General features: G+C 69.0%; 25 protein-coding genes and 2 pseudogenes. 24 read left to right on the top strand and 3 right to left on the bottom strand.

The window, feature by feature from the left end:
• Position 1: 1 nt before the first annotated feature.
• From ACFYP5_RS33745 to ACFYP5_RS33775, 7 genes are read left to right on the top strand one after another with little or no spacing between them, the layout of a single operon-like run.
• Positions 2-2,107 (top strand): B12-binding domain-containing radical SAM protein, encoded by a 2,106-nt coding sequence (locus ACFYP5_RS33745; protein ID WP_389042911.1) that lies wholly within the window; start codon positions 2-4, stop codon positions 2,105-2,107.
• Complete coding sequence (locus tag ACFYP5_RS33750; protein ID WP_376257694.1) at positions 2,104-3,870, top strand: B12-binding domain-containing radical SAM protein; 1,767 nt, start codon at positions 2,104-2,106, stop codon at positions 3,868-3,870. The genes ACFYP5_RS33745 and ACFYP5_RS33750 overlap by 4 nt, the downstream gene beginning before the upstream one ends.
• Positions 3,863-4,735 carry an arginase family protein gene (locus tag ACFYP5_RS33755; RefSeq protein ID WP_389042913.1) on the top strand — a complete coding sequence of 291 codons (873 nt, stop codon included), beginning with the start codon at positions 3,863-3,865 and terminating at the stop codon, positions 4,733-4,735. The genes ACFYP5_RS33750 and ACFYP5_RS33755 overlap by 8 nt, the downstream gene beginning before the upstream one ends.
• Positions 4,728-5,288 (top strand): GNAT family N-acetyltransferase, encoded by a 561-nt coding sequence (locus ACFYP5_RS33760; RefSeq protein ID WP_389042915.1) that lies wholly within the window; start codon positions 4,728-4,730, stop codon positions 5,286-5,288. Before ACFYP5_RS33755 ends, ACFYP5_RS33760 begins: the two co-directional genes overlap by 8 nt.
• Entirely contained in the window at positions 5,285-6,091 is an 807-nt protein-coding gene (locus tag ACFYP5_RS33765; RefSeq protein WP_389042917.1) for a DUF692 family multinuclear iron-containing protein, read from the top strand. Before ACFYP5_RS33760 ends, ACFYP5_RS33765 begins: the two co-directional genes overlap by 4 nt.
• The gene (locus ACFYP5_RS33770; protein WP_389042919.1) at positions 6,088-6,729 is read left to right on the top strand and encodes a hypothetical protein; all 642 of its coding nucleotides are present in this window, start codon (positions 6,088-6,090) and stop codon (positions 6,727-6,729) included. The genes ACFYP5_RS33765 and ACFYP5_RS33770 overlap by 4 nt, the downstream gene beginning before the upstream one ends.
• Positions 6,726-7,553, top strand: a complete 828-nt coding sequence (locus ACFYP5_RS33775) for a DUF692 family multinuclear iron-containing protein (RefSeq protein ID WP_389042920.1) — start codon at positions 6,726-6,728, stop codon at positions 7,551-7,553. The genes ACFYP5_RS33770 and ACFYP5_RS33775 overlap by 4 nt, the downstream gene beginning before the upstream one ends.
• 47 nt (positions 7,554-7,600) lie before the next feature.
• Here ACFYP5_RS33775 and ACFYP5_RS33780 read toward each other — a convergent pair.
• Positions 7,601-8,173 (bottom strand): annotated as a pseudogene (locus ACFYP5_RS33780) (transposase); the annotation flags it as partial.
• Between the two features lie 43 nt (positions 8,174-8,216).
• On the opposite strand from ACFYP5_RS33780, the gene ACFYP5_RS33785 reads away from it, so the two are divergent.
• Positions 8,217-8,480 (top strand): hypothetical protein, encoded by a 264-nt coding sequence (locus ACFYP5_RS33785; RefSeq protein WP_389042922.1) that lies wholly within the window; start codon positions 8,217-8,219, stop codon positions 8,478-8,480.
• Positions 8,481-8,493: 13 nt separating this feature from the next.
• Here the strand turns inward: ACFYP5_RS33785 and ACFYP5_RS33790 are convergent.
• Positions 8,494-8,595, bottom strand: a pseudogene (locus ACFYP5_RS33790) (IS5/IS1182 family transposase); the annotation flags it as partial.
• Here ACFYP5_RS33790 and ACFYP5_RS33795 point away from each other — a divergent pair.
• The 15 genes from ACFYP5_RS33795 to ACFYP5_RS33865 all read left to right on the top strand — a co-directional run bounded on the left by ACFYP5_RS33795 (position 8,570) and on the right by ACFYP5_RS33865 (position 16,900).
• Complete coding sequence (locus ACFYP5_RS33795) at positions 8,570-8,707, top strand: hypothetical protein (RefSeq protein ID WP_389043092.1); 138 nt, start codon at positions 8,570-8,572, stop codon at positions 8,705-8,707. The pseudogene ACFYP5_RS33790 and the gene ACFYP5_RS33795 sit on opposite strands and share 26 nt — an antisense overlap.
• A gap of 45 nt (positions 8,708-8,752) precedes the next feature.
• Complete coding sequence (locus ACFYP5_RS33800) at positions 8,753-9,103, top strand: hypothetical protein (protein WP_389042924.1); 351 nt, start codon at positions 8,753-8,755, stop codon at positions 9,101-9,103.
• A gap of 121 nt (positions 9,104-9,224) precedes the next feature.
• Positions 9,225-9,539 carry a hypothetical protein gene (locus ACFYP5_RS33805; RefSeq protein WP_389042925.1) on the top strand — a complete coding sequence of 105 codons (315 nt, stop codon included), beginning with the start codon at positions 9,225-9,227 and terminating at the stop codon, positions 9,537-9,539.
• 92 nt (positions 9,540-9,631) lie between these two features.
• Positions 9,632-10,213, top strand: a complete 582-nt coding sequence (locus ACFYP5_RS33810) for a hypothetical protein (protein ID WP_389042927.1) — start codon at positions 9,632-9,634, stop codon at positions 10,211-10,213.
• A gap of 78 nt (positions 10,214-10,291) precedes the next feature.
• Positions 10,292-10,729, top strand: coding sequence for a hypothetical protein (locus tag ACFYP5_RS33815; protein WP_389042929.1), 438 nt, complete (start codon positions 10,292-10,294; stop codon positions 10,727-10,729).
• Positions 10,730-10,885: 156 nt separating this feature from the next.
• Positions 10,886-11,266 (top strand): hypothetical protein, encoded by a 381-nt coding sequence (locus ACFYP5_RS33820; protein WP_389042930.1) that lies wholly within the window; start codon positions 10,886-10,888, stop codon positions 11,264-11,266.
• A 100-nt stretch (positions 11,267-11,366) separates the two neighbouring features.
• The gene (locus ACFYP5_RS33825) at positions 11,367-12,080 is read left to right on the top strand and encodes a hypothetical protein (RefSeq protein WP_389042931.1); all 714 of its coding nucleotides are present in this window, start codon (positions 11,367-11,369) and stop codon (positions 12,078-12,080) included.
• An 8-nt stretch (positions 12,081-12,088) separates the two neighbouring features.
• Entirely contained in the window at positions 12,089-12,475 is a 387-nt protein-coding gene (locus tag ACFYP5_RS33830; protein WP_389042933.1) for a hypothetical protein, read from the top strand.
• A gap of 351 nt (positions 12,476-12,826) precedes the next feature.
• Positions 12,827-13,015, top strand: a complete 189-nt coding sequence (locus tag ACFYP5_RS33835; protein ID WP_389042935.1) for a DUF4314 domain-containing protein — start codon at positions 12,827-12,829, stop codon at positions 13,013-13,015.
• A gap of 81 nt (positions 13,016-13,096) precedes the next feature.
• On the top strand, positions 13,097-13,399 hold the full coding sequence (locus ACFYP5_RS33840; protein ID WP_389042936.1) for a hypothetical protein: 303 nt from the start codon (positions 13,097-13,099) through the stop codon (positions 13,397-13,399).
• Positions 13,400-13,465: 66 nt separating this feature from the next.
• Positions 13,466-14,173, top strand: coding sequence for a hypothetical protein (locus ACFYP5_RS33845; protein ID WP_389042938.1), 708 nt, complete (start codon positions 13,466-13,468; stop codon positions 14,171-14,173).
• Positions 14,174-14,235: 62 nt separating this feature from the next.
• Positions 14,236-14,586: a hypothetical protein gene (locus tag ACFYP5_RS33850; protein WP_389042939.1), complete on the top strand. Its 351-nt coding sequence runs from the start codon at positions 14,236-14,238 to the stop codon at positions 14,584-14,586.
• Between the two features lie 109 nt (positions 14,587-14,695).
• Complete coding sequence (locus ACFYP5_RS33855) at positions 14,696-15,256, top strand: hypothetical protein (RefSeq protein ID WP_389042941.1); 561 nt, start codon at positions 14,696-14,698, stop codon at positions 15,254-15,256.
• A gap of 66 nt (positions 15,257-15,322) precedes the next feature.
• Entirely contained in the window at positions 15,323-16,120 is a 798-nt protein-coding gene (locus ACFYP5_RS33860; protein WP_389042942.1) for a hypothetical protein, read from the top strand.
• Between the two features lie 207 nt (positions 16,121-16,327).
• Positions 16,328-16,900: a hypothetical protein gene (locus ACFYP5_RS33865; protein WP_389042943.1), complete on the top strand. Its 573-nt coding sequence runs from the start codon at positions 16,328-16,330 to the stop codon at positions 16,898-16,900.
• A 338-nt stretch (positions 16,901-17,238) separates the two neighbouring features.
• Here ACFYP5_RS33865 and ACFYP5_RS33870 read toward each other — a convergent pair whose 3' ends face one another.
• Positions 17,239-17,859: a hypothetical protein gene (locus ACFYP5_RS33870; protein ID WP_389042945.1), complete on the bottom strand. Its 621-nt coding sequence runs from the start codon at positions 17,857-17,859 to the stop codon at positions 17,239-17,241.
• A gap of 494 nt (positions 17,860-18,353) precedes the next feature.
• Between ACFYP5_RS33870 and ACFYP5_RS33875 the strand changes: the two genes are divergently transcribed.
• Positions 18,354-18,530: a hypothetical protein gene (locus ACFYP5_RS33875; RefSeq protein WP_389042946.1), complete on the top strand. Its 177-nt coding sequence runs from the start codon at positions 18,354-18,356 to the stop codon at positions 18,528-18,530.
• The last annotated feature ends 142 nt before the right edge of the window (positions 18,531-18,672 follow it).

The following is an 18,672-nucleotide window of genomic DNA, read 5'->3' on the forward strand; positions in this document are numbered from 1 at the left end:
CATGACTGTCCGGATCGAGGACCTCCTACCTCGCACCGTCCGGGAAGTCCTCGACCGGCAGGACCAGGACTGGACGACACGCTTCCCGCACGCCTCCGGCGACCCGTCGGTCCTCTACCTCGCGAGCTGCGGGACGACCGACATCACTCAGCCCTACCACAGCCTCTCCTACCTCGCCGGTGCACTGGACGAGTCGGGGCACTCCTATGTGGTGCGGGACCTCGCCATCGAGTTCTGGCACTACATCATGTCGCCGCCGGTCGTCGCACAGCTGCGTGACGTCTGTGTTCGGCGATACGAAGCGGAGCCCGAGGAGGACTCGCTCCTTCCCTTCTTCATCGACACGCTCGATGACGGCCGACGCTTCCAGCAGGCGTTCGCGACCCTGCGTGACGAGAAGGCCTTCTACGAACTCCCGGCGTATCTCGATGCCGTCCGCGAACTCAGCCTACTGCCACGGCTGTTGACGCTGCTGTCCCGGTCCTCGGTCTACCGGACCTTCAGCAGCGCCTCGCCTCCCGGCATGGAGCACGACCGCATCAACCTCGTGACCCTGCGCCGCGAGATCGAGGCAGGATTCGGCATCGACGTTGTCGACGCCTTCTACGACCACCACGCCGACCGGATCGCGGCCATGCGCCCCGGTCTGGTGGGTCTGACGATCCCGTTCATCTCCCAGCTCGAACACACCATGGCCCTCGCGTCCCGTCTGAAGCGGCGTGGTGTCCCGGTGGCCATCGGCGGACCGATCGCCGCCAAGTTCTACAAGTACCTCGACGACATCACCGAGTTGAAGGCGCTCGACTTCGCCGTCGACTACCTGGTCACCGGTGAGGGCGAGACGCTCATCAAGCGGCTGGCGGACCACTGCCAGCGAGGGGTCGAACTGGGCGAGGTCGACAATCTCGTCCACGTCCGGGACCCCCGCCCGCTGAAGCGGTACTTCTTCGAGAACGTCAACGCCCTGCCGTCCCCGAACTACGGCGTGTGGGACTACGCCCTCTACGCCTCGCCGAAGCCCGGCGCGCTCTACTCGCCGACCCGCGGGTGCTACTGGAACAAGTGTTCGTTCTGTGACTACGGGCTCGCGATGAACGCGCCGACCTCGCCGTGGCGCACCCGTACGCCGGAACGGGTCATCGAGGACCTGCAGCTCGCCTCCAAGTACTCCGAGCACTTCTTCTTCGCCGTCGACGTGCTGTCACCGGCCTACGCCCTGAAGATCTCCGAGGCGCTCATCGAGAGCGACCTGGACATCAAGTGGAGCGCCGACTTCAGGCTGGAGAAGAGCTACCGCATGGAGAACACCGCGGTGTTCGCCCGTGCCGGGTGCCTCGGCGCGGCGTTCGGGATGGAGAGCACCGACCAGGAGGTCCTCGACCTCATCAACAAGGGCACGGAGGTCCAGCGTCTGGAGACGCTGGTCAGCTCGTTCGCGGACGCCGGCATCCCCGTCCAGCTGATGGGCTTCCTCGGACATCCGGGGGAGACCCGCCGCCAGGCCCAGCTGACCTTGGACACCGCGGAGGCGCTGCTCGAATCCGCCGCGACGGTCGCCCTGGGGAAGTTCGGGCTGACACCGGGCGCGGACATCGCCCTCAAGCCCGACCACTACGGGATAGACATCCACTATGACCCCTCCGGTGACCCGGCGATCCCGTGGGAGCTGGACTGGAGCCACCGCGAACCGGTCGACACCTACGACGAGGACGACTTCGATCACCAGCTCCGCCTGGTCAGGGGCTTCCCGTACCCGTTCCTCGGCGCCACCTGCACTCTGCACAGCCTGCTGTACTTCGAGAAGCGTCCCCGGGCGCCATTCCCCATCCCGCAGTGGGGTTACGCGGAGACCTGGGAGGCGTTCGACATCATCCCGTTCTACCACTCCCACACCGACGACAAGGGGACCACGCTCTTGAGCGGACTCACCGGGCGCGCCGTCGTCCTCGACGGCGAACGGGCGAAGCTCTTCGCGACCCTGTTCGACCGCGGTGGATGGCTGCGGATCGACGCGCGGGACGGCCTCTCCCCGCAGGTACGGATCCTGCTCGACTTCCTCATCAAGAACGCCTTGGCGATGTTCCTGCCGGCGGAGAAGACCACATGACACAGCCCAAGCTTCTGGTCGTCGTTCCGCCGCAGGCGGTGAGCATGCTCAACGGTCCGCCGCTGGCTCCTGTCCTGCTCGACTACGCGCTGTCGCCCCACGGGGTGGACGTCGAGTTCTTCGACGGCAACCTGAGTTTCTTCGACTGGCTGCAGAGCGATGTCGTGCGGGCGGCCGTCACCGCCCGGCTCAAGGCGCTCACCGCCGAGGAACTCTCGCAGGACGCGCTGGAGTCGGGGGACCTCACCCGGATCGGCCGGTATCTGTCGTTCCTGGAGAGCGACTACTGCCGTGGCGCGGCGATCAGTGGCGCCCGGGCGGGGATCGACTGGAACGCCGTCCACGAACTGCTCGTCAACCCCCGGGCCGAGGTGCCGGATCCGGACTTCCGCGACCTATGGCTCACCCGCGCCATGGACGTGCTCTGCCAGGAGATCCTGCGGCGCGAACCGGACCACATCGCGTTCTCGACCCTGTTCCACACGCAGACCGAGGCGGCGACCGAGCTGTGCGAGAGGCTACACGGCGCCGGATTCGCCGGGCGGATCGTGTTCGGCGGAGCGGCGATCAAGCTGACGGACGACCTGGACCTCGAACGGCTCATGACCGTCTGCGGCGCCGACCTCGCCTACAAGTTCAGCGTCTACGGGGAGTTCCCCAGCCTGGCGGCGTACCTGCGAGGCGAGTGCCGGGCCGACGAGGTGGCGAACGCGACCTACCTCGACGAGAAGGGCGGACTGCGCCATGCGAAGGCGAAGGGCGGCACCATCCGCTCCATGGTCCGCGGCCTCTCGTACGACCTGGTGGAGCGCGCGGAATACCTGGACGAGCGCATCTACCCGGTCCTGGTCTCGGAGGGCTGCTACTGGGGGAAGTGCGACTTCTGCGACTACCCCTTCCTCGCCTCCCAGGACCCATTCAAGGTCAGTGCCTTCTTCCGGCGGGCCGGCGACGTAGTGCACGACATCGGCGAACTCGTGGAGAAGCACGGGGTGTCACGGATCGACCTGATCTCGGACGCCGTGCCGATGGGGTACTTCCGGCTGCTCGCCGACGCCGGCGCGAGACGCACGCGTGAGCTCGGCGCACGACTCGAATGCTCGATCCGCGCCGAACCGAAGGCGCAGGCCCACCACTTCGAGGCCATGGCCGAAAGCGGCGTCGACCTGGTGACGATCGGCGTCGAGTCGCTGGCGGACGAAGTCCTCGAAGGAATGCAGAAGGGCAATACATATACCGACATCCTGCGGTCGATGAGGTTCGCCCGTGAACAGGGCATCAAGGTGAAGGCCAATCTCATCTTCGACCACCCGAGGATGCAGCTGCGCCACGTGGACGAGACCCTGGAGAAGCTGGACGAGATCCTCCAGTACGTCGAATCGCTCGGCGTCCACTCGTTCGGACTCACCCCGCACGCCCCGCTCGCGTTCACCCCCGAGAGCGCCAACCTCGTCGTGCTCAACGGCCGGCGGACCACCAACGACCACGGTGAGCACCATCTCCGGTTCGTGCGGACCGACATGACGCCCGAGCTGGAGTCGCGCCTCTCGGACCTGCAGACGGCCGTCGAGGCGGCCGCCTATCAGCTGGAGTACGCGCGCCTCGGCGGCACGAAGACACCGGACCGGCGGAAGATCATCCGTCTTCCCTACCGGTGGGACGGCGAGCGCGCGGTCAGGGACGCCGCCGCGGACCTGAGCCTCAGCATCCCGGGCGAGTCCGCTCCTTTCTCGTACTTCGTGAAGGGCGGTGCCGATGGGTGAGGCGCCCGAAGACCCGGACGGCACCGGACGGGTGGGGTTCGGGGGCGCGCTGGTCGTGCCCCTCGCCGAGCTGACGAGCGGCCCGCTCGCGGCGGCCTGCTTCTTCGGCGTCGATCCCGACCTCTCAAGGAGGTTCGGCGAGAACTCCGACGGGGCCGCCGCCTTCGTCCGGTGCTCGTCCGCCCGGATGCGGCCCTGGACCCGCCGGTACCGCCCCTCGGCCGTCGACGTGGGCGTCCTCTCCGGGGACGTGGGCGACGTGGTCCGCGGAATCTCCGAGGTCTCGACGGCGGTCTTCGAGGCAGGGCATGTCCCCGTCGTCGTCGGAGGCGACCACACCGTCAGCTATCCGGTGGCCGTCACCGCGGCCGCGCGGCACGAGGATCTGACCTACGTCTACCTGGACGCCCACCTGGACCTGGGTCTCCATCTCGACGGTTCCGGCGAGCTGCACAACGGCAACTTCGTGGCGGCACTCGCCGCCGGCGGCGCCTTCCGCGAGGTGGTCAACGTGGGCGCGAGGGCCTGGACGACCTACGACGAGGCCTACGATCCCGGCGGCCTCGTCACGGTCGTCCGCGAGGTCGACCCGGCGGCGCTGTCCGCGCTGAGGGGCAGGAAGGTGCACGTCAGCCTGGACGTCGACGTACTCGATCCGGTGTACGTGCCGAACACGGGGAGCAAGGAGCCGTTCGGCGCCACCCCGGAGCAGGTCAGATGCGTGATGGCCTGGATTGCGGACAATTGCACCGTCGTGAGCGCCGACGTGTCGGAGATCGTGCCCGATCCCGCCCACTCTGCGACCGCCGAGATCGCGATGCGATGTATCCATGAACTGGTCAAGGAGCGAAAGCACGATGAATGAGAGGCCGGCAACCCAAGTGACCGATTTCGCCGTCGAGTTGCGGCCCCACACGTCGGCGAGCCTCGAACCGCTGCTGCGGTGGAAGAACGACGTCGAGATCCAGCGGCTCAGCGACGACGAGATCCGGACGTACACCCGTGAGCAGGTCGCCGAGACACTGGAACGCTGGATGCGCTCCAGCGACGGCATCGTCCACCTCGCGATCGGGCTCGCGGACCGCGCGGAACCCATCGGCTTTCTCCATCTGGCGCTCATCGAACGGGCCCACCGGCGGTGCCGGCTGGGGATCGTCATCGGCGAGAAGGACCTGTGGGGGCGCGGCTACGCGTACCAGGCGGTCGTGCAGGCGGTGAACCATGCCTTCGACGTGCTCGATCTGCACCGGATCACGGCGGAGGTCTTCGCCGACAACCCGCGTTCCGTGCGGCTGTTCGAGCGGGTTGGCTTCGTGAGGGAGGGTGTCATGCGGGAGAACCTCCAGCGGGACGAGGAACGTGTCGACGAGTTGATCCTCGGACTGCTGCGGCACGAGTGGAGCGGGGGAGAGAAGTGACCAGGATCGGGATCAGCGTCTCCGACTTCGTGCCGGCGCTTGGCCACCTCGACGAGACCGTGTACCGGCGGGTCTCATACGTCGAGTACGGCGGCCACCACCCGCCGGCCAACGACCCCGGCATGCGGCGCCTTCTCGATGAGGGGATCGTCGGCGACATAACCCGGCACCTCGTGTCGGTCGAACTGCCCGACGCCCTCGACATCGACAACGAGGCCAGGCTGATCGCGGAGAACCACGCGGGATGCGAGCCGCGCTACATGGTCACCGACTTCGGTTACTGGAGGCTGGGCGGGCGTGGCGAGTGCAACCTCTGGTTCCGCCCCACGTCGCTCGACCGCGAGGTCGCCGGACGCGTCTCCCGCAACGTCCAGGGTCTTTCGGCGGAGCTGGGCGCCCCGGTCCACGCCGAGAACCCGTTCAGCCTCACCCATGACGGCGAGCTGAGCCCCCGTGAGTTCATGCAGGAACTTGCCGAGCGCGGCGCGACGCTCTGCTTCGACATCGGGCACTTCTACGCCTGGTGCGTCAACGAGGGACTGGATATGGAGCGGGAGCTGGACCGGGTGCCGTTCGAGGCCGTCCGGGTGGCGCACATCGCCGGACTGAGCGAGGTACGGTTCGGCGACCGGCTGCTGCTGCTCGACAACCACAACGTCCCGCCGCTGCGGGGCTGTCTTGAGGTGCTCCGGACCGTGAAGGAGCGTTCTCCGGAGCTCGGTTGGGTGACTTACGAGGCAGAACTGGCCCCGGCACAGGTCCAGCACCGCGGTCTCGACGCGATTGAGAGGGTAATGGCATGACCACGTCTGAAGACGTCGCTCGCGAGGTGCCGGAGGCCGACTGCTTCCGGAGTCTGGTCCGGCAGCCCCCGCACGACGAGGCGACGACGGAGTACCTGGCCTGGGCCCGCCTCATGGCACAGGTCGTCGACGACCTCAACCGGTGGGCGCCCAACTTCGCCGTGGCCCTGGCGTCCTCCCTCAGGTCCCTCGACGGCCTGCGGCCCTACTGCGAGTCGGGGGAGTACGAGAAGGCGTACACCGAGCCCCTCGCCCACGCCGTCAACTTCGTGCGCCACTTCGTCGCGCAGGAGCACCCCGAGTGGCTGAAGGACCTCGCCCGCTGCGAGCTGTGGTCCAGCCCCCAGGCGCAGCAGCTGGACGACGTGGAGCGGAAGGCCGTGAAGGAGGCCCTCGGCATCCAGGAGCGAGCGGGCAAGGAGTTCGTGATCGTGGGCCATGACGTCCTGGAGACCCTCCAGCACGTCACCGGCTACCGCGACATGACCTTCGTCCGGTCCGCTCCGCTGATGTGGCTCCTTCGGGTGCCGCCGCTCGACGTGACGCCCGCACCGGAGCCGCGTCCGGGGATCGTCGTCTTCCACCGGCTCGACGACGGCGTCTCCCTGTCCTACGTCCCCGCCGGGGGCGCGCGGTGATCGGCGGCGTCAGCATCGGAGTCGCCGTCGAGGCCGCGTGCGATCAGTACGCCCGCGGAGCGGCCGCGCAGGGCTGGGTCACCGACTTCGTCGAGTACGGCGTCCACACGGCCGTCGGGATTCCGGACTGGGTCGTCGAGACCCGGCGGGCGCTGGGCTCCGGGCTCACCCTCCACCCGCTCGACCTGAACATGGCCCAGCCGGAACAGGGCACCGGACCCTGGGTGGAGTCGCTGACGTCCCTGGTTAAGGAGCATGAGGTCTCGGCGCTCGTCAGCGACGCGGGCTTCTGGTACCTCGGCCGGCGCGAGGGTACGTGGTTCCGTCCACCGGACATGAACGTGGCGGCGGCACGGTGCCGGGAGAGCGCCGCAGCGATCGCGGCCGCCTGCGGGGTTCCCTTCCGGGTGGAGAACCCGCCACTGGAGTGGCTTCCGAACTCCCCCTCCCTCTGGTCCTTCCTGGACGAGGCGTCGGACCACGAAGGCGTGCAGATCTGCCTCGACCTCTCGCACGTCCTCCAGTTCGAGCGCAACGTCCACGGACGCAGCCCCGTCCTGCCCCGCGCCTTCCCGTGGGAGCGAGTCGCGGAGATCCACCTCGCCGGCTACGTGAGTGCCGAGTACGGGGGCCGGACCGTGTACCTCGACCAGCACCTCGCCGACATCCCGGCGGAGGAGTACCGCCTGCTGTCTCAGGTCGTCGAACTACGCGGTACGCAGACACCTTTGGGCATCTGCCTCGAAATGGAACCGCGCGACCCGGGGGCTTTCGTGGCCGCAGTCGACAACATTCACGCGGCGATCGGCGCGGCAGCCTACTGATTCCCAATGTGGTTGTCAAGGCCGGTTGATGACTCGTTGTGAGGGTGTCAGCCCAGTGGGATGGGGCTGGGTGGCGCGGTGATCTGAAAGGTTCGGCCGTCACGTATCAGGGCCCAGAGAACGTTCAGGCGGCGGCGCGCGAGGGCGATGACGGCCTGCTTGTGAGTCTTGCCTTCGGCTCTCTTGCGTTCGTAGAACGACTTGGAGACAGGGCAGCAGCGGGCGGCGACCATGGCTGACATGTAAAAGACCCGCAGCAGACGCCGGCAGTAGCGTCGTGGTCGGCGCATGTTGCCGCTGATCCGTCCGGAATCCTTGGGGGCAGGCGCCAAGCCCGCGACACCGGCGAGGCGGTCGGAGCTCCCGAAAACGCTCATGTCGCCACCGGTGTGGGCGATGAACTCGGCGCCCAGGACGGGGCCGATTCCGGGCATGCTCAGGACGATTTCGGCGTGCGGGTGGTCGTGAAACCGGCCCTCGATCAGCAGATGGGTGTCTGCGAGCTCCTCGTCGAGGGTCATCACCTCCCTCGCGAGCTTGGCCACCACCGTGGCGGCCAGCTTCTCTTCGGAGACGGCGGTGTGCTGGGCTTCGGCGGCCTGGACGGCGGTGGCCGCAACTAGGACTTGTCCGGCCGATCATGTTGCTGGTTAGGGTGCGAGCGTGTCCAAGACGAGCGTGAGCAACGAGACCAGCAGCATGGTCTGCCTCTGGGTCGAGCCATGGGGGACTGATCACTGGATGCGTCCGGGCGAGGTGTTCACGGTGGTAACGGAGGCGGATTCGGAGCAGTCGCCGTTCAACGTGGTCGTCCATGGCCAAGGCATCACAGTGTGGGTGAACGCCGGTCATGACGCCGAGGTCTTCGACAAGAACGGCGGCTTGGTACCGTGCGGGCATCAGCGGCTCGCCGAGGGCAGTGGCTGAGCTGTTCACATCGTCAGGTCCGGAGCCAGATGACTACGGCTGCGGCGCTGGCGGTGCCGAGGAAGACGTAGCCCCGCTTGTCATAGCGAGTGGCAACCGCGCGGAACTGCTTCAAGATCGCCCCGCCCCATGCTCACCTCAACGATTCGAGTACGGCCACATGGACCCGGGCGGCCGCGGTCGTGACCGTCCACTACCCCGCCGACCCGGTGCTGCGCCTGGCCTAGTCCGGCGACGCCCGCGCCTACCGGTTCTCCGACTTCGGCAACCTCTTGCCGCTGACGAAGGACCACAACTTCGCGCAGGAGTTGCGCGACGCCGGCCGCCAGCCCAAGGCGTGGGACCACATGTCGCTGACGGCGTGCCTCGAAGACGGCGACATCGGCTTCGAGGCGGTGTTGTTGGAGATGGTCGCGAAGCTCGTCCTGTGCTCGGACGGGGTGTACCACCCGCTGGAGACCTACGTGCCGGGTCTGATGGAGGACGTCATGCTGATGGCCCTGGACCCGAAGGAGGGGGCGGGCTCGCTCGTGGCCGAGGCCCTGGCCCTGGGCCGGTCGGGCGGGGCGAGCCAGGACAACGCGACCGCGCTCGTGGTCAGGTTGCCGCGCCCGAGCGCCTGAAAGATCTGGCCCATACCTGAGATTTTCTGGCATAGGGGGGCACACAACCCCAAAAGCGGTAGAATAAGGACAGCGCGAGAGGGGAGCCACCCCTCCCCGCCGCGACCTCTTGGAGAACATCGTGACCATCGCATCCACGCTCATGCCGAAGCCCCCCTGCCCCGGACTGAACATCCTGGAGACCGTCGAGCGTCACGACGTCGACGGCGCCGACGTCCGCAACGCCGCCGACCTCGTCAACCGGGCCATCGCCATGGCCTTCGAGGCCGGCGAGTCCTTCCTGCCCAAGGACCGCGAGCACGGCCTGACCCGCGAGCAGTTCACGCAGGTCGCCTGCCACTTCTACCGCTCGCTCTTCGAAACCGCTCTGATCGTCAAGAGCCTGTGGCTCGTGGCCCGCGACGTGCACGTCTACATCGGCCAGATCAGCCGCTGACACCGTAAGGCCGGGCGGCGGGTTGACTCCCGCCGCCCGGGTCCCACATGTGCCGCAACTCTCGTCTGTCCAGCGACCTCTTGGAGACCCGCATGCCCATCAGCCTCGAAAGACCGCTCCGCAGCTGGCTCGTCGTCTTCCACAACGACCCCTACGCCATGCGCATCGTCGCCGTCCACCCGGCCCCCGGCGACGACGGCGACAACGACGAACTGCGCGCCGAGCTGTACGTCGCGAACCTGGCCTCGTTCTACGTTGACGCGCCGTCCGCCGGCCAGGCCCGGCTCACCGCCCGGCAGTTGCATGACGTCGAGCGCATCCGCACCGCCTGCGCCCGCCTGCGCGCCGACCGGTCGCAGGGCCGCACGGCCGCCCAGCGTGCCTGCGCCGCGCCCCGCGGCCACCAGGCTCTCGCCCGCGCCTCCCGCGACGTCGCCCTGACCCGGGCTGCCGCAAGGCGCGCCGAGGAGATCGTCACGAGCGCGCTGCGCGCCGGATACCGACACCGGCCTCTGCGTCAGCGCCACCTGACGTACAAGCAGTTCGTCGACCAGCTCACGGCCAACGCCGCGGCGACCCTCTACCGGCACGCCGCGCTGGTGGCCGCAGGCCGCACCGAGGAGGCCGTGGCCGTCCTCATCAACGCACTGGGTCACGCCGCCACCGCCCACTGACTCGTCCTCACCCCGCCCACCGGGCCGGGCCCCGTACATGCGGGCGCCCGGCCCCTTCCATGCCCGGAGGAACACACCGTGACCGACACCGACGAGCCGCAGCAGCCCGCCGACACAGCATCCCGCCTGATCGACACCCGGGTGTGCATCGACGACATGCTCGGCCCCTACGACGCCAAGCTGAACCCCAACAACCGGTGGAACGGCTGGCTCTTCCCGAACTTCACCCTCGACACCGTCCGCAAGATCGCCGCCCGCACGCAGGAGGCGGCCGACGAGTACGGCCACGACGTCACCGACACCATCTACGTCATCGACGGTGGCATCGACCGCGAGGGCGAGCCCGCGCGGTCGTCCTGCACGTCAGCTGGCAGTGGTTCGACGAGGGCTCCCAGACGGCCACCTCGATCATCCAGCCCAACGACGATGGCCTGTACAGCGTCGGCGGCGGGGCGTGGACCTGGCACTTCGCGACCTGGCCGTGCATCTGCGGTGGCGAAGAGGAATGGCACGTGACCCACTGCGAGTGCGGTGTTCCCCGCCCCGACGACGAGGCCGCCGACGGGGCCGCCCCTGGCACCGCGACCCCCGCCGGCACCTGACCTCACCTCACCCACTGGGCCGGGCCCCGCACCTGAGGGAGCCCGGCCCCTTCCACACCCGGAGTACCCCATGGGAACCAGAGCAGTTGTCGCCCGCCCTACGCCGCAGGGCTTCACCGGACGCATCTTCCTCAACGACGGTGCGCCCGACGTCGCCATGAGTGTGCTGCGCGGCTTCGTCCTGAACGTCCAGGAGGGCGACGTCGAGGCCGCTGCCCGCGTGCTCATCGATGAGCACCCGGGCGGCTGGATCGACGTCCCGGACCCGGACTGCCGGTGCCTGTGCCACGACGCCCCGCCCAGCAACGGCGCCGCCTCGACGGAGCCCACCACCGAGCAGACCGCCTCAGAAGCCGAATACGTCTACGTCCTGCACCCGGAGCGCCTTGCGGTTCTGGTCCCCGGAGACGACGGCTGGGAGGGGATCCGCAGCACCCCCTGGAGCGACTGACCCCACTCACCCCCGACCCCTCTTCGGCGCCCCGCCGCCCAGGCCGCACCCCGGCCCGGGCGGTGGGGCGCCGTCACACCCACACCTCGAGGAGCACCTGATGGACCAGCTCGACCTGTTCGCCGAAGTCGAGGAGATCCCGGCGACGTTCACCGCCCGACCCGTCCCGCCCCGCCCGGCCGCTGTACCCGCACCCCGCCCGGCACCGGCGCCGCGCCCGGTCGCCGCGGCCGCCACCGAGCCCGACGCCCTGTTCGCCGACCCGCGCCGGGAGCTGCCCGCCGTGCAGACGCCCATCCCCGCCCGTCGCGGCGTCACACCGCTGCTGATCGGCAACCCCCGCGACGCCGGGCAGCGCCTCGGCGAGGCCGTCGCCGAGACCTGGCACGCCTCCAACTGGGGTGGCTATCGCATGGACATCCCCGTCAGCATCGTCGCCGGCCTGGCCCTGTTCCCCATCAAGGGGCACACCGCCGACGTCACCCGCATCATCAGCACCTGCACCGACTGGGAGCTCGTGCAGGGCTACCGCGAGATCTACGCGGCGACCTGGTCCAGCCGCCCCGACCTCGGAGCCCGCATGGCCCCGCTGATGAGCTGGCTCACCGAGGACGGCGTGGAGGAGAAGGCGTACGCGGTACGGCGGGTCACCGACACCGCGCTCAAGTACGGGGTACTGCAGCTGACCGGCGACCCCGACCCGTGGTGCCGCTCCGACACCGACCTGATGTCGTGGACGATCACCTCGCTGCGCTTCACGGCGCCCGCCAGGGCATGGGCGAGTACCACACCCCGTCGGAGCTCTGCGACATGATGGCCGCCATGACCTGCGACGCCGAGGCGCTGCAGAAGGGCGCATGGTTCCACGAGCCCGCCGGCGGGACCGGCGGCATGTTCCGCGCGCTGGCGCAGCACCTGCGCAACCATCACCTGGACCCGGCCGACTACGGGTGGGCGATCAACGACCTCGACCCGCTCGCGGCCGCCGGTGCCGCCGTCAACGCGATCGTGTGGGGCCTGGGCCCCAACGTCGTCGTCTCCTGCGGCGATGCTCTGCGGCAGGGCGACGTGGTGGACCAGGCGATGCGGGAGCGCACGGCGCTCATCGAGGAGCGCAACCAGATCGTCGGGTACCGCGCGGCGGTCGAGGCGTTCGACGAGGCCATCAAGCTCGCCGACCGGCTCATGACTGGAGCAAACGCCGCCTGACCTGGGGTTTCTCTGAAAAAATTCTTGACCCCCATGGCTGTGTTGGTAGAATAAGGGTGATGGTGAGGGGGAAACGCCCCCCTGCCCCAACGCGAGGAGAACTGCATATGTGTCAGCAGCCGGCTTGCACGCCCGAGAACTGCCGGTGCGGTTGGAGCGTGCGAGTGCGACGCGAGGGTGAGACCTCGATCGCCGAGGTCTGGGCGTTCGGCGCGAAGCTGAGCGAGACGACGCTGAACGCCGACGGCGACGTCGCCGTTCGCCCGGCATGATCCGAGCGCGGACGGCGGAATGTGCCTCGATATGTGCCACACCATTTGACCGAACTGCACTTCACCGGAAAGGCAACCCATGTACCGAACCGGCCAGCGCATCGCACTCGTCGCCACCGCCGACCCCCACACCGAGCTCCGCCCCGGCGACAAGGGCACCGTCCGTTCCTTCGACACCCGCCTCCAGCAGCTCAGAGTCACCTGGGACAGCGACTCCAGGCTCTCGATGCTCCTCGACGACGGCGACGAAGTCAGCGTCCTGAGCTGACCCCACCCGCCCCCGCGCACCCGGCCCCGCCCACCTGGGCGGGGCCTTCGCACAGCACCACCCGACCTCTTGGAGAACCCCATGCAGCTCGCAGCCCCGGCCCTCGCCATTCACCTCGACTTGTCGCTCCTCGAAGCCGCCGCCCACAAGTCCGCCACCCGCGCCCGCGCCCTCGTCAACCGCGCCGTCTGCGACGACCAGGAGAACGCCCTCGGCGTCGCCGCCTTCCAGTTCGACTCCGCCGCCAAGTTCCTCAACCGCGGCGACACCGACAAGGCCCGCGACGCCCTCCGCGCCGCCTGCAGCTACGCCGGCTGCGAAGAAGCGGCCGCCCCCCAGCTCGCCATCGCCGCCCGCACCGTCCTCGACAGCCTCCCGGCCTGACCCACCCCCGCCCCACTAGGGGCGGGGCCCCAACCAGCCAGCACCACCGACCTCTTGGAGAACACCGTGCAACTCGCACCCTCAGCCCTTCACGCCACCGCCGAAGACCTCGCCACGCGCCTTGGCTGGCAGCTCGACGGGCTCGACTACGACGGGATCGTCCACCTCCAGGGCGACCTGGAACGCCAGATCGGGATGCGCCTCATCAACAACGGCAGCACCGTTCAGCTGTGGGCCACCGGCGGCACCCAGCCCACCGACCAGCCCGCCGACGGCATCGCCCCGCTGCCGCACGGCCACCGCTACAACACCGCCGTCCACATCGGCGCCCTCACCGAGGACCAGGACCCCGGGGTCGTCCTCTACAACACCGTCAGGGACGACCTGCTGCCCGTCTTCGACGCCAAGCCGTACTACGTCGGCCACCGGCCCTGGGAGCCCGACATCGCACCCGCCGTCGAGCCGGACGCCGAGGTGACGGCGCCGCCCGCCGCCGGCGCCGACGAACAGCCCGCACCCGCACCCGAGTCGCGGGCCCCGGCCGATCAGCCCGCACCCCAGCCGGAGCCCCAGCCGGAGCCGGAGCCGGAGTCCGAGGCCAAGCCCGCCGCCAAGCGGACCCGCCGCACCAAGACGGACCCCGCCGCCGAACCCAAGCCGCGCCCCACCCGCAAGCGCACCACGACCAAGCCCGCCCCCGCGGCCGCCGCCGAACCCAAGCCGCGCGCCGCCCGCAAGCGCACCCCCGCCAAGCCGAAGCCCGCCACCTCCTGACCACCCCGCCCGGCCGCCCGCCCACCACAGCGGGCGGCCGGACCCATCCGGCAAGGACACCCATGGCCCCCAAGCCCGAGACCCAGCCTGCTGCGCCCGAACCCTCGGCCGATCCCACACTCGACAACTGCCCCGACTGCTCCGTCCGGCCCGGCCGCTTCCACCTCCCCGGCTGCGACGTGGCCCGCTGTGCCATCACCGGCCGGCAGCGCGCCGGATGCGTACACGGCAGCGACGTCTGCAACACCCGCTGGACCGGCCAGTGGCCCGGCGAAGCCGAGTGCGTCGAATACGGCTTCGTCCTCGTGTTCGGCCCCGACCCCGTCCGCGAACAGGTCCCAGACCTCAACCGCCTCTACGCCGAATGCGACTGGGACCGCGACCTGCAGCGCATGGTCCGCCGCACCACCTGACCGCACCCCCCGCCGGGCCGCCCACCACACCAGGTGGGCGGCCCGACCCGTACGTACCTGCGGCCCCGGCCCAACAGCCGGGCCACCGAACCCGGAAGGAACAAGCCCCATGTACCTCGTGACATTCGACACCGGACTCAAGGCTTACGCCGTCGCGCCGGAAAGCGCCTTCGACCTGAACGCCGAGACGTCCCTCGCCGTGGAGAGCGCCGGCTTCACCTGGCGCTCCGACCTCCAAGCCTTCATACGCCCCGGAGGGCAGGACCTCGAGCAGATCGCTTCGATCACGAAGCAGCTCATCGAGCTCGGGCACACCGTCATGGCCGCCCAGAAGCACCGGTTCGAGGACACCCAAACAGGCCCCGCCGCAACGTCCGACCCCGAGCGCAGCGAGCACGAGGCCGCCGAGGCGATGACCCGCCGCCTGGTCGACCTCGGCATCAACGCCGAGACCACCAACACCGGCGGCAACTGCCGGGCCACCTCCATCACCCTCACCCCCTTCGCCCGCCTGGAGCTCGCCGACGCCCCCGGCGAGCTGTGGTCCTGGTGCCTCTACCAGCACGGCGGCGACCAGGTCCTCTGCGGCCACTGGGACAGCGCCGACGACCACACCGTCGCGGGCAAGGCCCGAGCCCTCGTCCACGCCATGGGCTCGATCGTCGCCTGACCTGCACCCCTCCCCCCGCGGCCCGGCCAACCGGCCGGGCCGCACCCATCAGGAAGGAACCCAACAGTGACCCCCGAGAACTGGAAACCAGTCACCGCCCCGGAGCACAACGCCGGCCGCCACGTCGCCTACAACGGCGAGCACACCACCGCCTACGGCGCCCACACCGCCCCCACCGGCGAGCTCTTCTACTACATCCTCGCCCTGCACCTCGACCCCGACCAGGCGGCCGCCACCATCGCCGACCTCCCCGTGGCCCTCATCCTCACAGGAGACATGGAACACGGCCTGCTGCCCCTCACCACCGACACCACCGAATGGCACATCACCGAAGCCTTCTGCCGCCTCGGCATCCTCCCGCCCGCCACCGAGCTGGCACCCAACCCCACCACCGCCCCCGACGACTTCACGGTCGCCCGCAAGCGGTACCTCCTCGACGCGCTCCTCCTGTCCCGCCGCAACGACGTCGTCGGCGCCGAGCAGTACATCGACGACATGCAGACCATCCGCACCGGCCTCGCCCTCAACGGACTCCCGTCAATCGGGATCCACGACAACCTCGACCCGGGCGGCCACAGCTGGACCCAGGCCAAGGTCACCATCGACGAAGACCCCAACCAGCTCGGCCCCTACGACGCCGAGATCAGCGACCACCGCTGGATGGGCCGCTTCCTCATCCCGCGCTTCACCGCCGACGTCGCACTGCAACTGGCCAAGGACACCGCCAACTGGGAATCGCAGGTGTTCTGGCACGACGGATACGCGGAGGTCCGCGTCGAGAACGGCGGCCCCAACGGCGCGCCATGGATCGAACTCTGCCTTCCCGACGAAGACGGCCTCTTCCACATCGGCGGCAGCTCCTGAACCTGGCAGGCCTACACCGCCACCGACACCGAGTCGCACCGACCCGGCACCGCCACAACCCCGGCCCCACCGCCTGACCGAACCCCCCGGGGGCGGCGACCGCCGCCCCCGGCCCAGCCGACCAGGAAGGACCACCCATGCCAGTCATCCCGCTCGACGGAATCCCGCCCAGATAGCCCCATCGTCAGCACCACGACCAAGAAGGCCATGGAAGCCCTCCTGCGCAGCGGCGACCTCCGCAACGGCCTGGCCGGCGACCAGCAACCGTTCGCCAAGAACATTGCCCAGGCGTACACCACCTTCGGCGGACGCTTCTGGATCCTCGCCCGCACCACCTTTCTCACCGACCACGACGACCGCAGCCTCTACAACGTCCGGCACGTCTTCACCACCACCCCCGGACAGCCCTGGTGGTCCCTCCCCGTACGCCCCGGAGAGCGCACCTACGAGTTCGACCGCACCACCGGTGCACCCGTCCCAGGCAGCGGCCGCCCCTACCCCCACCCCGTCCTCCCGCGCGAGATCGCCGCCATCGAGGCCGAACGATGCGGCCCGTACCGCGACGCGTTCGGCCTGTGCACCGGCTGCGGGCTGCGCGGCCGCATCCAACACCGCTGCACCGCCGACGACCCCGGCCGCGCCCGCGTGTCCATCCGCGCCCCCTACGCCCAGCCCTGGAAGTGGGTGCCCTGCCCGCACGCCTGCGGATACGTTGACCAGCCGGAAGCACGCCCCGACGTCCTGTACGGACTGGTCCCACAGCTCACCCCGAACCAGTAGGCGGGCAGCCGGCATGACAGATTCCGAGTCCCATCGTCACGCTCACACCTGGAGAGACCCCATGCGCACCGCCACAACAGCACTGATCGCCGCTCTCGCGGCCACCCTCATATCCGGCTGCTCTGGAAGCGGCGTGAAACGAACCCGGAGTGGGGGCTGAAGTTCGCCGCCACCGGCTGCCAGACGCTCATGTCCGACGACACCCTGTTCACCTCCACCGACCCGGCCGAGGTTCGCTGAGGTCTCCTGGGCTGCTCAGGCAGCCGGTGGTGCTATTACGGTCGGTGGTGGTCGGCATGGTTGCTGTACTTCCGTGTTGTACCGCATGGCCACGGTGACTAGCAGAACTGCGGTGGGCCGATGACGGTCTGGCCAACCTGCTTAGCCAACCACGAGGCATGCCGCTCGCTATACCCGTTGTTGCTCCGGTCGCGGACGTGGACAAGGACCGTGTGCCCGTCGGACCACTCGTCCATCTCGCGGGTGGCGGCGTTGAACAGCACGGTGACTTCGGCGTGCTTGTAATCCGCGTAGAGCCCATGCTCTGGAACTTCCGGCCATCCGAAGAAATACCAGCGAATCTCTGCCATGTACGTGCTGGCGACCGCTGTGAAGGTGTCCACAATGCTCCCTACGGGTTGATCAAGCATCGAAGCCCACAGCGGCAGGTGCGTGGTCAGGAAGGCGGCGTCCACGGACAACTGCGACCCATGAACCCCAGCGTGCAGCCCAGTCGGGTCGCTTTCATCCCGAACCCAGTCGTCGACGTCCTCTTTCCTGAACCACGCGTCGGGCATTGTCCTCAGGATGAGCAGGACATCTTCAACTCTGGGGAGCTCAACATCCACGTCTACCTTCGCGTCCTCCAGGTCACCCACGCCGAGCAACTGACGGGCCACGCGCAGGGCGAGTGCGGGATCGGGAGTGCGGAAGACGGGGTACGCGACGTCATTGGACATGCGTGCACCCTGCCACAACGATCAGTAGCCGAAGATCGACGCGGTCGTCCACAGAAACGCGAATGTCGCGATAAGACACGGCGCCGATCTCGACCCCCGATGGGTCCCCCTTGCCGACGCCATCGACACCCTCGCCGACGCCCTTGACCAGGCCGCCCAGGGCGCGCCGGGCGCGATGGCGGAGCCCGCCGCACGCGAGGCCGCGACCACGATCCGTACGGACTGCCCGGCCGCGATCAAGGAATCAGCTGCCGCAGGCAACTGACCGGTGCGGGCGGCGACTTCATTTCGTACGGACTGGTCCCGCAACTCAGCCCCTCCGCCACGCCGGCCCACCGCGCCCATTGACCCGCCAGGAAGGACGCCCATGCCGTTCATCCCGCCGGGAGACAACGGGCGTACATTCGGCTGCCAGGCAACCGACCCCAATACCGCACAGGCCGGGCGGTAGGCACCCAACAGCGGATCATCATTGTCAACGAGGGGATGAAGTCGTGAAGTACATCGCAAGCCTCAAGCACCCCGACACCACTGGGCCGATCGAACTCGAGGTCGAGGCCGAGTATCTCTCCGACGCGGAGAACAAGGCGGACGAGCTGTTCGAGTCCAAGTTCCACGCAGTGACGTTCGCCATGGAGATCACGGTGAGGAGGGCGGAGGCGTTGGGCTAGCCTGTCCTCAGCGGCCCGGACAGGGCGCGTGAGACGGTCAAAGAGGCCCTACCCCCAGCGGCGTAGGGCCTCTTTGCTGCGCAACGGGCGATGCGCCAGAGACCCTTGTCCGCCCGCTGCTGACCTTGCAGCCCGTCCGCCC

Origin of the sequence: Streptomyces sp. NPDC005262 (assembly GCF_042872425.1) — a bacterium.
In the GTDB taxonomy this organism is placed as follows: domain Bacteria; phylum Actinomycetota; class Actinomycetes; order Streptomycetales; family Streptomycetaceae; genus Streptomyces.

Coding starts and splice junctions, on each gene's coding strand:
- ACFYP5_RS33770 (WP_389042919.1), top strand. CDS start 6,088: ATGACCACGTCTGAAGACGTCGCTCGCGAGGTGCCGGAGGCCGACTGC.
- ACFYP5_RS33840 (WP_389042936.1), top strand. CDS start 13,097: ATGCAGCTCGCAGCCCCGGCCCTCGCCATTCACCTCGACTTGTCGCTC.
- ACFYP5_RS33820 (WP_389042930.1), top strand. CDS start 10,886: ATGGGAACCAGAGCAGTTGTCGCCCGCCCTACGCCGCAGGGCTTCACC.
- ACFYP5_RS33760 (WP_389042915.1), top strand. CDS start 4,728: ATGAATGAGAGGCCGGCAACCCAAGTGACCGATTTCGCCGTCGAGTTG.
- ACFYP5_RS33745 (WP_389042911.1), top strand. CDS start 2: ATGACTGTCCGGATCGAGGACCTCCTACCTCGCACCGTCCGGGAAGTC.
- ACFYP5_RS33825 (WP_389042931.1), top strand. CDS start 11,367: ATGGACCAGCTCGACCTGTTCGCCGAAGTCGAGGAGATCCCGGCGACG.
- ACFYP5_RS33835 (WP_389042935.1), top strand. CDS start 12,827: ATGTACCGAACCGGCCAGCGCATCGCACTCGTCGCCACCGCCGACCCC.
- ACFYP5_RS33830 (WP_389042933.1), top strand. CDS start 12,089: ATGACCTGCGACGCCGAGGCGCTGCAGAAGGGCGCATGGTTCCACGAG.
- ACFYP5_RS33855 (WP_389042941.1), top strand. CDS start 14,696: ATGTACCTCGTGACATTCGACACCGGACTCAAGGCTTACGCCGTCGCG.
- ACFYP5_RS33810 (WP_389042927.1), top strand. CDS start 9,632: ATGCCCATCAGCCTCGAAAGACCGCTCCGCAGCTGGCTCGTCGTCTTC.
- ACFYP5_RS33750 (WP_376257694.1), top strand. CDS start 2,104: ATGACACAGCCCAAGCTTCTGGTCGTCGTTCCGCCGCAGGCGGTGAGC.
- ACFYP5_RS33755 (WP_389042913.1), top strand. CDS start 3,863: ATGGGTGAGGCGCCCGAAGACCCGGACGGCACCGGACGGGTGGGGTTC.
- ACFYP5_RS33850 (WP_389042939.1), top strand. CDS start 14,236: ATGGCCCCCAAGCCCGAGACCCAGCCTGCTGCGCCCGAACCCTCGGCC.
- ACFYP5_RS33865 (WP_389042943.1), top strand. CDS start 16,328: ATGGAAGCCCTCCTGCGCAGCGGCGACCTCCGCAACGGCCTGGCCGGC.
- ACFYP5_RS33870 (WP_389042945.1), bottom strand. CDS start 17,859: ATGTCCAATGACGTCGCGTACCCCGTCTTCCGCACTCCCGATCCCGCA.